This is a genomic window from Dyadobacter psychrophilus (assembly GCF_900167945.1).
GTDB classification, from domain to species: domain Bacteria; phylum Bacteroidota; class Bacteroidia; order Cytophagales; family Spirosomataceae; genus Dyadobacter; species Dyadobacter psychrophilus.
In genome coordinates this window covers 1,518,897-1,531,728 of record NZ_FUZA01000002.1, presented here as the reverse complement: position 1 = coordinate 1,531,728, position 12,832 = coordinate 1,518,897, and the positions used below count along the sequence as shown (strand labels likewise).

General features: G+C 44.9%; 18 protein-coding genes. 7 read left to right on the top strand and 11 right to left on the bottom strand.

What is annotated here, in order from left to right; translation table 11 throughout:
- Nucleotides 1-38: 38 nt before the first annotated feature.
- The 4 genes from B5X68_RS13300 to B5X68_RS28920 form a co-directional block, all read right to left on the bottom strand.
- Nucleotides 39-1,232 (bottom strand): tyrosine-type recombinase/integrase, encoded by a 1,194-nt coding sequence (locus B5X68_RS13300; RefSeq protein ID WP_082215149.1) that lies wholly within the window; start codon nucleotides 1,230-1,232, stop codon nucleotides 39-41.
- Nucleotides 1,233-1,877: 645 nt separating this feature from the next.
- Entirely contained in the window at nucleotides 1,878-2,081 is a 204-nt protein-coding gene (locus B5X68_RS13295; RefSeq protein WP_082215148.1) for a helix-turn-helix domain-containing protein, read from the bottom strand.
- A 61-nt stretch (nucleotides 2,082-2,142) separates the two neighbouring features.
- Entirely contained in the window at nucleotides 2,143-2,370 is a 228-nt protein-coding gene (locus tag B5X68_RS13290) for a hypothetical protein (RefSeq protein WP_141110278.1), read from the bottom strand.
- Between the two features lie 72 nt (nucleotides 2,371-2,442).
- Complete coding sequence (locus B5X68_RS28920; protein ID WP_170916639.1) at nucleotides 2,443-2,619, bottom strand: hypothetical protein; 177 nt, start codon at nucleotides 2,617-2,619, stop codon at nucleotides 2,443-2,445.
- A 30-nt stretch (nucleotides 2,620-2,649) separates the two neighbouring features.
- On the opposite strand from B5X68_RS28920, the gene B5X68_RS13285 reads away from it, so the two are divergent.
- The 5 genes from B5X68_RS13285 (at nucleotide 2,650) to B5X68_RS13265 (ending at nucleotide 5,312) form a co-directional block, all read left to right on the top strand.
- On the top strand, nucleotides 2,650-3,171 hold the full coding sequence (locus B5X68_RS13285) for a DUF4142 domain-containing protein (protein WP_082215143.1): 522 nt from the start codon (nucleotides 2,650-2,652) through the stop codon (nucleotides 3,169-3,171).
- Between the two features lie 35 nt (nucleotides 3,172-3,206).
- A complete protein-coding gene (locus B5X68_RS13280) occupies nucleotides 3,207-3,965 on the top strand; it encodes an OBAP family protein (RefSeq protein WP_082215142.1) in 759 nt (252 codons plus the stop codon).
- Between the two features lie 25 nt (nucleotides 3,966-3,990).
- The gene (locus tag B5X68_RS13275; RefSeq protein ID WP_082215140.1) at nucleotides 3,991-4,239 is read left to right on the top strand and encodes a hypothetical protein; all 249 of its coding nucleotides are present in this window, start codon (nucleotides 3,991-3,993) and stop codon (nucleotides 4,237-4,239) included.
- Between the two features lie 110 nt (nucleotides 4,240-4,349).
- Entirely contained in the window at nucleotides 4,350-4,745 is a 396-nt protein-coding gene (locus tag B5X68_RS13270; protein ID WP_082215138.1) for a response regulator, read from the top strand.
- Nucleotides 4,746-4,838: 93 nt separating this feature from the next.
- A complete protein-coding gene (locus B5X68_RS13265) occupies nucleotides 4,839-5,312 on the top strand; it encodes a hypothetical protein (RefSeq protein WP_082215137.1) in 474 nt (157 codons plus the stop codon).
- Nucleotides 5,313-5,323: 11 nt separating this feature from the next.
- Here the strand turns inward: B5X68_RS13265 and B5X68_RS13260 are convergent, their stop codons facing one another.
- The 5 genes from B5X68_RS13260 to B5X68_RS29565 form a co-directional block, all read right to left on the bottom strand.
- On the bottom strand, nucleotides 5,324-5,518 hold the full coding sequence (locus tag B5X68_RS13260; protein ID WP_082215136.1) for a hypothetical protein: 195 nt from the start codon (nucleotides 5,516-5,518) through the stop codon (nucleotides 5,324-5,326).
- A complete protein-coding gene (locus tag B5X68_RS13255) occupies nucleotides 5,515-5,778 on the bottom strand; it encodes an SWEET family sugar transporter (RefSeq protein ID WP_082215134.1) in 264 nt (87 codons plus the stop codon). The genes B5X68_RS13260 and B5X68_RS13255 overlap by 4 nt, the downstream gene beginning before the upstream one ends.
- Before the next feature lie 69 nt (nucleotides 5,779-5,847).
- Nucleotides 5,848-6,543, bottom strand: coding sequence for a DsbA family oxidoreductase (locus B5X68_RS13250; protein WP_170916638.1), 696 nt, complete (start codon nucleotides 6,541-6,543; stop codon nucleotides 5,848-5,850).
- Between the two features lie 11 nt (nucleotides 6,544-6,554).
- Entirely contained in the window at nucleotides 6,555-7,514 is a 960-nt protein-coding gene (locus tag B5X68_RS13245; protein ID WP_082215132.1) for a manganese catalase family protein, read from the bottom strand.
- A gap of 288 nt (nucleotides 7,515-7,802) precedes the next feature.
- Nucleotides 7,803-8,147 (bottom strand): four-helix bundle copper-binding protein, encoded by a 345-nt coding sequence (locus B5X68_RS29565; RefSeq protein WP_082215131.1) that lies wholly within the window; start codon nucleotides 8,145-8,147, stop codon nucleotides 7,803-7,805.
- Between the two features lie 314 nt (nucleotides 8,148-8,461).
- On the opposite strand from B5X68_RS29565, the gene B5X68_RS13235 reads away from it, so the two are divergent.
- Entirely contained in the window at nucleotides 8,462-9,340 is an 879-nt protein-coding gene (locus B5X68_RS13235) for a response regulator (RefSeq protein ID WP_170916637.1), read from the top strand.
- A 243-nt stretch (nucleotides 9,341-9,583) separates the two neighbouring features.
- Nucleotides 9,584-11,323: a serine hydrolase domain-containing protein gene (locus tag B5X68_RS13230; protein WP_082215129.1), complete on the top strand. Its 1,740-nt coding sequence runs from the start codon at nucleotides 9,584-9,586 to the stop codon at nucleotides 11,321-11,323.
- A gap of 95 nt (nucleotides 11,324-11,418) precedes the next feature.
- On the opposite strand, the gene B5X68_RS13225 is transcribed toward B5X68_RS13230, so the two are convergent.
- Together B5X68_RS13225 and B5X68_RS13220 are read right to left on the bottom strand one after the other, a co-directional pair.
- A complete protein-coding gene (locus tag B5X68_RS13225) occupies nucleotides 11,419-12,120 on the bottom strand; it encodes a low molecular weight phosphatase family protein (protein WP_141110277.1) in 702 nt (233 codons plus the stop codon).
- A 91-nt stretch (nucleotides 12,121-12,211) separates the two neighbouring features.
- Nucleotides 12,212-12,775, bottom strand: coding sequence for an HD domain-containing protein (locus tag B5X68_RS13220; RefSeq protein ID WP_082215128.1), 564 nt, complete (start codon nucleotides 12,773-12,775; stop codon nucleotides 12,212-12,214).
- Between the last annotated feature and the right edge of the window lie 57 nt (nucleotides 12,776-12,832).

The window sequence follows — 12,832 nt, the reverse complement described above, 5'->3', positions numbered from 1 at the left end:
CAAAACCCGTATCCAGCAGATTACAGGACGACGGTCGATCAGGTTGCACGGGAAAACGCGTCTGGATTTTTGCCGCCACTGGCGACCAGGATGAGTGTACCACCTTCAGAGATCAGTTTAGTTACAAAGCTGTGACGCGCCACGTAGGTCGTTATCTCTTTTTCAATTTTAAGCTTCTCACCGATGCGCCGCATGTATTTGTTGATTTGCTTAACGAGCTGTTGCACCGCCCTTTTCACTTTTAATGAATCCATACTTTCGTCCAGCACGGGGAAAATATAATTTTCATCAATAGGTTCATTGCCCCATTCCTCGATAATCTGTTTCATTCTAGGCAACAAGTGCACTTCTATCAGCGTACTCTCCCGGTTGGTCCTTTTTGTTTTTTCACGTACAAAAACGACACGGTCAGACTTAAGATTGGCATATTTAAGCCGTGCCATATCGGTTGGGTTCATTCCGTTCCCCATGTACATGAAGAGCCAATATGCCAGGTACCGTTGTTCGAACTGGTCAGGTCGATAGTTGATGATTTTACGCAGATCTTCATTAGACAAAGCGCGTTTAGAATTCTTCTTCGTGGGGATTACATACCGGCGAGGGCCAAATGGATACTCCTCCATTTTTTGTTTGTCGCTATCGATCATAATATTGACCACAGCACGTAGGTTCCGCAAATAAAATCCCACCGTAGTCAACGTGGCCCCATTGTCAACCATCCACTTCTCGTAGGCCCGCAGAAAACGGACATTGATGCTTCCCAAAGAAAGCTTCTTTTTTGCGTGAAACTTCTTAAAACTAGTGAGGGCATTTTCGTAGGTGATCGCCGTTCCTATTCTGTCTTCGGATTTCAATGAAGCGATCTTTTCTTCGATCGCTTCGAATACATCGTCCGAATCAGTAGAAGGCCGGTGAGCCGCCCGGTCCTCAAAAAGATCGAAGCTAAAAACCTTCATCTGGGCGATGATTTGATTGGCGTCATTGACGTGCTTATTCAGATCCTTACTTACTGCTAAAAGCTGCGCGTACTCCTTTGTCCCAATGTATTTTTTCGCCCGCAGAAGCTCACAATCACGCTGTCTTACAAAATCTTCCTCAGTCATATCCTGACCTGTCGGGTAGTACTTGGATTCACGGCGGTACGTAATTCGAAGTTTTACCGGATACAATCCTTCTTTTTTTGCAAACCTTTTATCCAGGATGAGTGCCAATTTCGGGGCTGATGCTACCATACTGCAAGATTTTACCGTCAAAAATTTGCAAACAATTTGCAAACATTTTCAATAAATATAGGTAAACAGTAGTAAACTAAAAAATAAAAAACATTGAAATTAGCTCGTATGGGCACTTTAACTTATAGGCATTTACCGCCATTTACCACTTTTCGCTGACTTGTAATCAGTAGGTCGTTGGTTCGATCCCGACTGGGGGCTCTTGAAAATGCGGTCCGCCGCTCCGAAAGCACTTAGCATTAATTTGCTAGGTGCTTTTTGCTTTACTTGCAATGAAAGTTGCAATAGTTTTTTTTGGAAGCTGTCTCGGCGGAGCTAGTTGTACGCAAGGCAATACAATCACATTCCCGTTTGTGAGCTCGCCAAGGATCAGGTCAATGTTACGGTCGCGCTAGGAAACTTTTCCGGAGACTTTTTTCCGGACAAACTCAACTTTCCGTAAACTTTTATTGGTCAAGTGCAAGATGTTGGCTTTGTTCTTTCCCAAATCTTGGTGCAAGGTTGAGACACGTAAATAAGCACTATTTCGGGGCAATTTATATAATTAGGTGAAAACCTAATTTTCGAATTTAGTCTTGGCTTTGGAATGTAATCGAATCCTTATCAAGCAACAATATTTTAGCAAGTCATAAGGATTACAGTAAATTAATGCTGATATTCTAGAATATCACCTGGTTGACAATCAAGTTCTTTACATAGTGATTCAAGTGTCGAAAATCTGATGGCTTTTCCTTTTCCATTTTTTAGTATAGAAATATTTGCCATAGTTATTCCTATCCGCTCTGATAATTCAGTAACTGACATTTTTCTTTTAGCCAACATAACATCAACGTTTACTATGATTGGCAGCAGTATAAGGCTTTACTTATTACTGGTGATCCAGCAAGTGGCTGGTCTTGCTTTTATTACGCTACACCTCAAGAATTGAAAATGGTCGCGGACCGCAAGATATCATGCGATAGTATGAAGCCTCCCTTTCTTCCAGCTGCTGGTCTGCATCTGGCGCAGATTGGTCAATACCATAATCGTCTTCGGTATTTTGCTGAAAATTGTCGTTGGCATTTCTGCCAGATGCGAGCGCCTTCTTGACCGCTTCATCCTTTACAGGAGTAGGATCGTTTTGATTTTTCGTTTCCATGATGGCCATTTTTATTAATGATGCGCGATATACATAAATATCGTTCCTGCGATTTTGCAGGAAGAATTACTCTTACAAACGTCGATTATTATTTGTCTTGAACAATGGCCGGTTTTGATCAATACTTTGCCGGATCTGGTGAGGGTTAGGGTAGGAAACGTCCATGAGCAGGTCATACTTGTCTTGTGAAAACACGTGCCAGATGTCACGCATGAGCAATTCGCCGTTGGCATAGTTTTTATTAAACATAGCCGATTTTCAACTTAAACCTTTGTATTTATGAAACTGCGGTTATTACTATTCGTTTTTATGTTTTCGGCCGCCATCGTGGCTTTCTCCGACCGTTTTGAAAAGGATTCTCCCGATAAGGCATTTGTGCTTGCTGCTGCTGACGGTGGAATGCTGGAAGTAAAGCTGGGAGAGCTGGCGACGAAAAATGCTTCCATGGCCAAATGCAAAGAATTTGGGGAAATGATGATTAAGGACCATACCAAGGTAAACGATGAGCTTAAAGCATTAGCAAGCAAAAAACAGATAGCCATTCCTGGCAAGCTGACCACGGCCAAACAGCAGATGTACGATAGCCTGTCTGCCCAGACCGGTGAGAAGTTTGATATGCTGTATATGAACATGATGATTGCCTCTCACGAAGAAACGATCGGGCTTTTTCAGACTGAGTCAAATAAAGGCAAGGATCCGGACTTTAAAAAGTGGGCGGACGCCAAAATCCCCGCTTTGAAGCACCATTTGGAAATGGCTAAGGGGCTGTTCCCGGCAGCGTCAAAAGGCACAGGCAACTAAGCAGATTACATTTTTTGTACCAATCATTCCGCTGCATGAACAAGGGCAACGCACTTTATTCACTGATACTAATGCTCAATGTCTTCGCCTGTGGCGGACGCAATACCTCGTCCAACGTGGAAGCGCCCGGAGAGGAAAAAACTGCGAAAGACAAAATACTGACTGCCGGTGCTAATGTCATGCAATCAGAAGCGCCGCTGAAGCAGTTTAGCACCTACCTGGACGGTTTTCATTTTTACAATGGGAACATGAAGGCCCAAATGGAAGCACATCATTATGTGAGCCAGCTTAATGAGGACATCTACCAAGCCATCATTTTTGACGGAAACGGCAAAGACGCAAAGATCATGGGGATAGAATATATTGTTACGGCGCGAGTGTTCGAAACGCTGACTACGGAAGAAAAGCGGCTTTGGCACAGTCACGGATTCGAAGTAAGTTCCGGCTCACTCATTGCGCCGGGCATTCCTGAATTGGCTGAACATGAACTGATGGAAAAGCTGATATCAACTTATGGAAAAACGATTCATACGTGGCATACGGACCAGGAAAGGACATTACCCGTCGGCGCGCCGATGATCATGATGGGATTCACAAAACAAGGGCAGCTGCATCAAAGGTTGTTGACAGACCGGGACAAAAGGTTTGGCATTTCCACAGAGAAGAAAAAAGTGAACCGACAAGATATTGTTATGCCAAACCCCGACCCGGATGCCAATGCCTGGGAAAAAGGACAAGTACGGCAATTGGTAATTTCAAGCAAGCCAGATTCGGCAATGCACAAGCGTCACTAAATGGACTTTCCGAAATAGAAATCTTATGAAAATTGGAGAGAAGCTACTTAAAAAGCTCACAAAAAAATACGGGCCGGAGCAGATGGTACATCAGAAATTTGAGCGTTACGACATCAGCTTTAAAACCGATGAAGAAGGTAATCCGGTATTATTGTTTATAGGTACCCGGCGAGAGGACGGCCAGATTAAAGGTGAACGGTTCGGCCGTGTTCTGATCCGCGACAAGGATGGTAAAATTTTGAAAGATCACTGGGATAACAAGGGAAAAAGCTGAGAACCTGTATAAAATACTTTGGCAGTGCAGTTTGGCTCACAGCTCTGATTCATCCGCTGGCACGGTATTTAGAAAAACAGCCCGACCTCTAGAAACAATATTTATAATTCATGGCAACTCAAACCACATTACCCAAAGAAACCAGGCGCTTGAAAATTCTCGTAATTGACGACAACCGGGATGCTGCCGACACCATCTCTATGATGCTTAGGTTGAAAGGGTACGAGACCCAAGCACGATACGACAGCCGGGAAGCAGTTGCGGCGGGAGAAGGGTTTCTACCTGATATTGCGATACTGGACATCGAAATGCCCTGGCTCGATGGTTACCAAATATGTAGATTGATCCGTCAGCAGCCCTGGGGACATGGGATGAAGATAATCGCATTGACGGGCAACGACCGACCAGAGGATTTTCGCAGTAGTGCCGAGGCAGGATTTGACTACCATTTACTTAAGCCAGTTGACCTGGCCCAACTTATGGAGCACATCGGAAACACGGTTTGAACATTTAGGATCCAGGGAAAACATTATGTTAGCAAATTTTAAGTAAGTGTTACTGTTAAATCATAATATTCATTTTGTACCCATCACAATTCAATGAAAAATCTTGTTTTCTCTACCAAAGTTGTTCTGGATGGAATGCCTGACGGCTTCTCCGGCAGATTTAAAATGTTGCATCTCGAGACCGGTCAGTTGTACAACTATCGGGTCCACATTCCCAAGCACATATATGTAGGTACCCAGATACCAGGTATGGGTAGCCGTGAAGAAGACCTAAAATGGTGGCAGTGCATGTTTTATTCATTGACCCGTTTCATCGAGGCGTTTAATTCCGAATACGGACACCTTCCTACGGATATAAATAAATATCAGGATCGCCGTTCTTATACGTCTGACTGCGAACCTTTTGGCAAGAAAATCATCTTTGTTGTCGATCCTCGCAGGCTCAGATCGTTAGAAGACAGTCAACTGGTAATTATAGATCATGCAGATGCGGTTCTAAGCCAGGCCTACTCTAAAACCTATGGCAAGAACGCGGAGGATGTGAAATCGAGTGGCGATTTTAGATAAAAAGTTGGATTTCAAGCTACAAACCGGCTTGCCATGAATATTGCCAACATACCCACGATTACCGTAGAAAATTCCTTCGCAATCTCATCCTGCTTTCCGCTTTTGAAATGCTCTGCAACTTTGGCGAGCAACATGGTCGTTTTTTCCAATGGTGCTTGCGAGAGCGGCGTGGGTGACGGACACTTGCGGGGAATTATCCGGTTCAATTGTTGTCTCTATATTTATACTTTAAAAAAAGCATGGCCACATTCAGGCAGATCGTAAAAATGTTCGTCGCTATAATCGGGACGTCCTTTTTGTCAATGCCATAATAAACCCACAGCGCATTTCCAGTAAGCAATACGACAAACATAACCGTGGAAACCTCACTGGCCTTTTTCTTTTTGATCGTGGTCACCAGCTGGGGTACTACCGCTGAGGATGTGCATATCCCGGCAACCAGGCCGAGCCCTTCTATAAAGTCCATTGGGTGATGTTTTTGAATGCTGAAACGAGTTGACTTTCAATTGGCAAATGGGTAGTAAATTCTCTTTAATCAATGATAAACGGATTGGCCTTTGGAAACCTGCTTCAACTGGTTGAATGCATCCACCAGCGCTTCGTAGGGCCGGAAGCCGGTCATAATCAAGCCTTTCCCTGATTTGGTAAAGGTTAAGGTAGGAAACCGGCCAATGCGGTTATAAGCAACCTGCCGCAGATCGCTACGAAATGCTTCGCGGCTCTGAGAGGCATCATAATCACCAACGAACCGGTCATAATCTAAAATTCCAGGATGAAGCAGGCTGGTGCCACGGGCCACTTCAAGCAACACATCTTTTTTTGAAATATTCAATGCGTCCACCATGACTGCTTTCCATACCGCCTGCATATAGCGTTCCGATGCTTCAAAACTTTGCAGACACGCTGTTTTAATAGCGATGCAGGCAGGATAGGAGGAGGATGGGGGTTCTTCCTGGCTCCATATCATATCATTTATTTTAGCGCCTGTCCGATGCTGCGCTTCCATCCAAATTGGGCCCATTTGCGCAGGCCTGCTCACGGCGTTGAACGGATCACTGTATTTAGTCCAGTCCGGGATCATTCCGCTGAGGCAATAGGAATAGGTGATCTGGTCTTTAAATTCTTCAATAAAGCGTTGCCAGTGGGGTTGAAGCGCCCAGCTCCAGCAACAGAGCGGATCGGTGTAAAAAACTATTTTTACCCGATCCGCCTGATGGTTTGATAATTCCAATTCAGCGATGATTATAGTTCATTGATAATTCCTCCTGATTTGTCATAAGTGCTCCATTGCGCATCGATCTCGGCGGTAGCACTCATAATTTCCTCACTGCGCTGCTTGCCAAGTTGCTCGTTCAGCGTTTGTACAGATTTTTGAGTACGGTCTGTTCCGGTTGGCTCCAGTGTGGTCAGTCCGTTTGTGTCTAGTACTTGCTGCAACGGATCTTCAATGTACTGCCATGTCTCACCCAGCTGTGTACTGTTGCCTTCGTTCCACGGTCCGCGCGCCTCCATTCCGCTGGACATGTTGTAATAAAGATTGCTGAAACGTGGGTCGCCTTGCAGGATACCAGGGGGAAAATTAGGCTGGATGGTTGCCAAAGCAGCCTCGAACATTTGATAATGAGCAATTTCGCGGGTCATCAGAAAGCTGAGCGTTTCCTTTACAGAAGGATCGTCCGTGAATTTCATCAGATACTCATAGACAATTTTTGCCCTGGACTCAGCAGCAATGTTTGAGCGCAGGTCAACGGTCAAATCGCCGTTTGCAGTTACGTAAGCAGCTGTCCAGGGTATACCGTTACTGTCTGTAAGTGCGGGGCTTCCTCCGGTCAATACACCAAAATGCGGATTGACGATGGCTTCATGGATGAAATCTTCCTTAGCGGCCTTGCCGTCCAGCAATTTCATGATCTCGGATTCCTCTGAGGCGTTTTTCAATTCGCCATTAACGCCGCCCAGCAGCATTTGAATGGTGGCGCCTACGATTTCAAGGTGGCTGAATTCTTCGGTAGCAATGTCCATGAGCAGGTCATACTTGTCGGGGTACGGATTCCTTGCGCTGAATGCCTGCACAAAATACTGCATGGCTGCTTTGAGCTCTCCATTGCTTCCGCCGAATTGTTCCAGCAGCAATCTTGCAAACTTAGGGTCGGGTTTGGAAACCCTGGCGTTGAATTGTAATTCCTTAACGTGGTAGAACATAGTATTTCTGGTTTAGTTGTTGAAATTTAAAAGCCGAGCCATCGTAAAAACACGTGCCAGAAGTCATGCATGGCAGTTCGCTGTTGGCATAATTTTTACTAGCCATAGCCGATTTTCAACTTAAACCTCTGTAATTTATTAAAGTGCAGTTCTTACTATTCACGTTTATGCTGCCGGCCGCCACCGTGGCTTTTGGGAATAATGTCCGATCGGATTGCAATAACATGGCATACTTGCAGCACCCAAGGAGAAATTTGGGGTAGCCTGGTTGGATTATATTTTGTTCTTTCAGACCGGTGTGGCCATCTGCTCACACACCTGAGCACAGTTGCGACAAGCTTGAGCGCACTCACGGCAATGATCCATACCCATTTGCGCATGCTGCTCACATTCCTGCGCGCAGGCGTAACAAGCGTCTGCACAAATCCGGCATAAATGTTCGCTGAACTGACTTCCCAGGCTCATCACTTCGGCGGCGCTACGACAGACGGCAGCACATTCAAGATCCAGCTGTATGCATCTGGCTAACTTTTCCGGACTTTCTTCTTTTAAACATTCAGTTGCACAATAGCTGCATGCCACCGCACAAGCTACACAAGCGTCAATACAGTCTTTAAATTGTTGATTTGCCATAATTTCCAAGGTTTAAAGCAGATTTTGATTTTATCAGATTGTGATCCTGCCACCAGTCACGGGCAGGGTTGCACCGGAAGCTGATAGCTTTTCCGATTGGGATTTTGATACAAAAACGATTCCAGAAGGAATTGCTTGAAAATAAAGTATCTATTAGGATATAATCGCCATCGCGTTGTACGGGTATGCTTTTTTTTGCAAAAATGCCTTTCTAGTACGTCAGATTAGAGGCTGCAAATTATTTATTTGTGTTGTTTCCATTCTAACTTGCCGGATTAATGTGGCATAAGCCTTTAAGATTGAAAACAACGCCTATGAAAAAGGACAAAACCGTCTTACTAGTAGATGACGACGAAGATGATCGTTTGCTGCTCTCTGATGCATTGACAGAGCTGATCGAAAACATCGAGGTTATCGAGATGGGTAGTGGGAAAGAATTGCTATCAATTTTGCTGTCTGGAGAAACTGAGCGAATTATACCTGATTTGATTTTATTGGATATGAATATGCCAGAACTGAATGGTCTGGAAATTCTCAGCAAGATTAAAGAGGATCGAAGTTTACGAGAGATCCCGACCGTTATGCTTTCCACTGCCTCGCATAAGGACCTGATCGCTCAGGCTTATCGCGCCGGCGTTAATGCTTTTATGGTTAAGCCTATCACTGCTTCCGAATATGAGATGGTTGCCAGTGCGGTCAACATTTGTTTCCTGAATAACCTTGCTCCGGGACACCTGGATGCTGTTTTCAAAAGCCACAAAGATTCAAACATTGTTGTCATTGAAGACAATGACGATCATTGGAACCTGTTGAACTTTTCTATTAAACAGAGTATGCCAAGAGTAAATATGATCCGGCTCCGGGACCAGCGAGGCGCAATGGAATATTTTGAAAGCAGCTTAAAAAGCGTAGATTCCTTGCCTGACATGATTCTTTTAGATCTCTACCTTCCTGTGAGAGATGCCGGGCTTGCCCTTTTGGAGCATATCCGATATCGTATCGAGATCAACAAACTTCCCCCAGTACCCATCATAGTCCTTAGTTATTCCGACAATAGGGAGGATGTGAAAGCGAGTTATGCAAGACAGGCCAATTCTTATATGATTAAACCTCTTGATCCAAACAACTGGCCGGTCTATTTCAAAAATCTTACCCATTTTTGGTCTAAAACAATCAGTCTTCCTAAACAGTGATTGCAATTTTTGAATACCATTTGCACCTCCTCCTTCCGAGTACCCGCAAAAAAAATGGTATATGGCAATATGACTAAGTTTACAGCCGGAAAAAGAGTTCGGAATCAAAATACTGAGCGTCCCAAATCCATAGCAGTCTGTAAGCAACTTTTACATTTCGTTAACCTTCTTTTACCGGTCATTAACAGACCAGAGGATACAAACTTTTAGCTTTGTTGGAAATCCATTCCGAACAAAACATCCATGAAAAGCCAACGCCTCTTTTTGATTCTTTCCTTTCTATTAGTTGTATTTCACATTCAGGCGGATGATCTGGACGATTTTATCCGGAGCCAAATGCAGAAGCGGCGTATTCCCGGTTTGTCCCTGGCTATCATTCAGGACGGAAAAATCTTGAAGGTTCAGTCATATGGATTTATTGATAAGGATGGAATGATGCCTGTCACGACGAGCACCTTGTTTCAGGCAGGCTCGGTTAGTAAATCGGTTGCGGCGATGGGCGCTCTGTATCTTGTTGAACAGAATAAACTTCTTCTGGATGAGGATGTTAATGTAAAACTGAAAAGTTGGAGAGTTCCTGATAATGAATTTACAACTGACAAAAAGGTGACATTGCGCGGCATACTCAGTCATACCACCGGTCTTACCGTGCACGGATTCCCGGGATACGCAGTAGGCGCGAAGATCCCTTCGGTCGTTCAGATTCTGGATGGGACAGCGCCGGCCAATACACCACCGGTCCGCGTGGACTTTGTTCCGGGCTCCCGTTGGAGGTATTCAGGTGGTGGTTATACCGTCATGCAACAACTGATGGCGGATGTGACTGGCGCTGATTTTCCGGAATTCATGAAAAATAATGTGCTTTCGCCACTGGGCATGAAGAATAGCACGTACCAACAACCTTTACCTCCGGAACTGGCAAAATTAACCGCAACCGGTCACTACAACAATCGAAGTTTAGTCGAAGGTCGCTGGCATATTTATCCTGAGATGGCGGCAGCCGGATTATGGACTACGCCGTCTGATCTGGCCCGGTTCGCGATGAGTATTCAGAATGCTCATGCTGGAAAATCAGGAAGCGTTTTATCCCAGTCCATGACCCGCCAGATGTTGACAGATCAGAAAAACAGGGATGGACTTGGGGTTTTTCTGCAGGGTGACAGTACTACGCTCCGCTTCGGTCACAATGGCCGTGACGAGGGTTTTGATGCGTTACTCACCGCTAGTGTGGACAAAGGACAAGGCATTGTGATCATGATCAATGCGAATGATAACTCGCATATGATGGGCAGGATCGTTGATTTTATCGCTGACTATTACCACTGGGATGGATTTCCTGTAAAGACTAAACCGGTCGCGGTGGATGTGGATTCTAAAACTTTAAAGGCTTTCGAAGGTCGATACGAATTATTTAATAATCGAATTGTGACTTTTGTAGCTGAGAGTCAGCGACTCGTTACCTTGGAAGATGGTTTTGTTGATGAAGAATTTGTGCCCGTCACTGCTAATAGGTTTACATCGGCTGACCGCAATGTGTCTGTGGTCTTTAATCCCGATGCCAATGGAAATGTGACCGGCTTTACGCTTGAAGACAATGAGCAACACTATCAGCGAAAAGTACCCCGCATCGGTCCGCTTGCCCATGCCCTTAAAACCAATGCTGATCCTGATCCGTCACGCACTCCCAAAATCATGGCGGCTTTGCAGGCTATGGTAAAAGGTGGTAAAATAGTAGAAGAAGCATCAGGTCTTACTTTGGGAGCCAAGCGAGATTTTGCAGGAGGAATGCCAGAGCCGCAAACTCTGAAATCACTGGCTTTTATTCATTCGGAAAAGGTGGCAGGCCGGGGAATCCAACGCCATGACAGCGACGTAAGTGAAATAGTAACTTACCAATTGAAGTCCAACCAGCCTGACACTTATATAATTGTCCATCTGACCTCCGACGGCTTGGTTACAGATTGCGATCTCGTTGAAAAATAATAGCTATCTGAAGTGAATTATATAGTATAGAAAATCGTAGCGAAAAATAACATCTGAATCCACTAAACTTCAATTAGATCAAGTGTTGTAATCACTCAGATTTTCACTTTTGAAAAAACAAAGAGCGTTTCTGTTGCGATCTGTTTACAACGTTCGTCGTATTTGGCTGTCTCTTGAGCAGTGCCATCAAAGGCTTTCGGGTCATCATAAGGTACGGCAACCCTTGCAGCCGCGCCTTTCACCACAGGGCACGCTTCATCAGCCTGGGAACAAGTCATGATAGCGCAAAAATTGCTTTGAGGGTTGCTAGCGTCATCGTACTTCTTTGAAAATGCTTTCACTGGCTCGCTGCCAGCCCCGTAGCTTACACGATATACCGGGTTTTTGCCCTCCGACGTTTTTGTGATATCAAAACCGGCCCGCTCACAGGAAGCAACCGCCCGCTCATTGAATGCGCTGGTCTCAGTGCCGCCAGAGTATGTTTTCACATTAGGGATACCATAGTAAGCAGCAGCAGTTGCGCCCCAGATTTGACCGAAATGGCTGCGCCTGGAATTGTGTGTGCAGATGTAAGTCAACTGTACAGGCTGGCCAGCTTCAACTTGCTTCTGGATAAATGCGGCAATTTTTTCAAGCTCTTCTCTTCGGTCGTCTGGAATTTTTGAGAAGTCGTCTTTGATAGTGTTGATGTAGGAAGAAAGCTTTGGATTAACTGCTTTTTTAGTGTCGGAGTTGCTAAATGGCATCATTGCGGCGGTAGTAAAAACGGTTATAAGTAACAGATTGATCAGGCTCATATTCTATCAGGTAAGTTGTAGTCCAATCGTAAAGATACGATAGATTTTGATCCGGCAGCAAACTTGCCTGTTCCATCTGACGAGCCGGATGTTAGATCTGAGATTTCAATCTTTTACGCGCATCAATTATGGCTTCATGTGCTCTGCTGAGCAGAGTAGGATTTCCCTTGGTCAGGTTACGAAGTATTTGTTGGTATTCTTTCAGGAGTACGGCCGCAAAGTTCTTATCATTTTCGGCAACGTCAGCGCTATTGTCTATGATGTCGGCGTATTTCACCGTTTGTGCATTTGCAGATATTCCTGTCAAACGTTCCAGTTCCCTGGCCTTGCGCGTTCTTCGGTTCCAATTCGGATAATCCTTTTTAATGTAGACGTCGGTGAGCTCTTTCACATATTGCAGCGTTTGCTTTGCATCGGACTGGTCCATGACCATTTGCAGAAAATTGCCTAATTCCGCCTCCGATACTTCTGTGTCTTCAAGCACGTCGTGCAAGAGCGCCGACGCCAGCAGACGGTGGTCCGACGTAAACTGTGCGCAGGTATGCATGACCCTTTCGGGGTGCCTTATGTAATCTTCATATGCATACTTTCGGGTCTGTCCTTCATGGGCTTTCGCTGCGAAGTCATAGACCTTTGTAAGTAATTCGTTCGTCATCGGAGCTTGATTTTAAGGATCTATTTTGCAAATCTATGAAACAAAAGGTAGGCTTTT

Coding starts and splice junctions, on each gene's coding strand:
- B5X68_RS13230 (WP_082215129.1), top strand. CDS start 9,584: ATGAAAAGCCAACGCCTCTTTTTGATTCTTTCCTTTCTATTAGTTGTA.
- B5X68_RS13245 (WP_082215132.1), bottom strand. CDS start 7,514: ATGTTCTACCACGTTAAGGAATTACAATTCAACGCCAGGGTTTCCAAA.
- B5X68_RS13285 (WP_082215143.1), top strand. CDS start 2,650: ATGAAACTGCGGTTATTACTATTCGTTTTTATGTTTTCGGCCGCCATC.
- B5X68_RS13255 (WP_082215134.1), bottom strand. CDS start 5,778: ATGGACTTTATAGAAGGGCTCGGCCTGGTTGCCGGGATATGCACATCC.
- B5X68_RS13275 (WP_082215140.1), top strand. CDS start 3,991: ATGAAAATTGGAGAGAAGCTACTTAAAAAGCTCACAAAAAAATACGGG.
- B5X68_RS29565 (WP_082215131.1), bottom strand. CDS start 8,147: ATGGCAAATCAACAATTTAAAGACTGTATTGACGCTTGTGTAGCTTGT.
- B5X68_RS13265 (WP_082215137.1), top strand. CDS start 4,839: ATGAAAAATCTTGTTTTCTCTACCAAAGTTGTTCTGGATGGAATGCCT.
- B5X68_RS13225 (WP_141110277.1), bottom strand. CDS start 12,120: ATGAGCCTGATCAATCTGTTACTTATAACCGTTTTTACTACCGCCGCA.
- B5X68_RS13300 (WP_082215149.1), bottom strand. CDS start 1,232: ATGGTAGCATCAGCCCCGAAATTGGCACTCATCCTGGATAAAAGGTTT.
- B5X68_RS13220 (WP_082215128.1), bottom strand. CDS start 12,775: ATGACGAACGAATTACTTACAAAGGTCTATGACTTCGCAGCGAAAGCC.
- B5X68_RS13280 (WP_082215142.1), top strand. CDS start 3,207: ATGAACAAGGGCAACGCACTTTATTCACTGATACTAATGCTCAATGTC.
- B5X68_RS28920 (WP_170916639.1), bottom strand. CDS start 2,619: ATGTTTAATAAAAACTATGCCAACGGCGAATTGCTCATGCGTGACATC.
- B5X68_RS13235 (WP_170916637.1), top strand. CDS start 8,462: ATGAAAAAGGACAAAACCGTCTTACTAGTAGATGACGACGAAGATGAT.
- B5X68_RS13290 (WP_141110278.1), bottom strand. CDS start 2,370: ATGGAAACGAAAAATCAAAACGATCCTACTCCTGTAAAGGATGAAGCG.
- B5X68_RS13270 (WP_082215138.1), top strand. CDS start 4,350: ATGGCAACTCAAACCACATTACCCAAAGAAACCAGGCGCTTGAAAATT.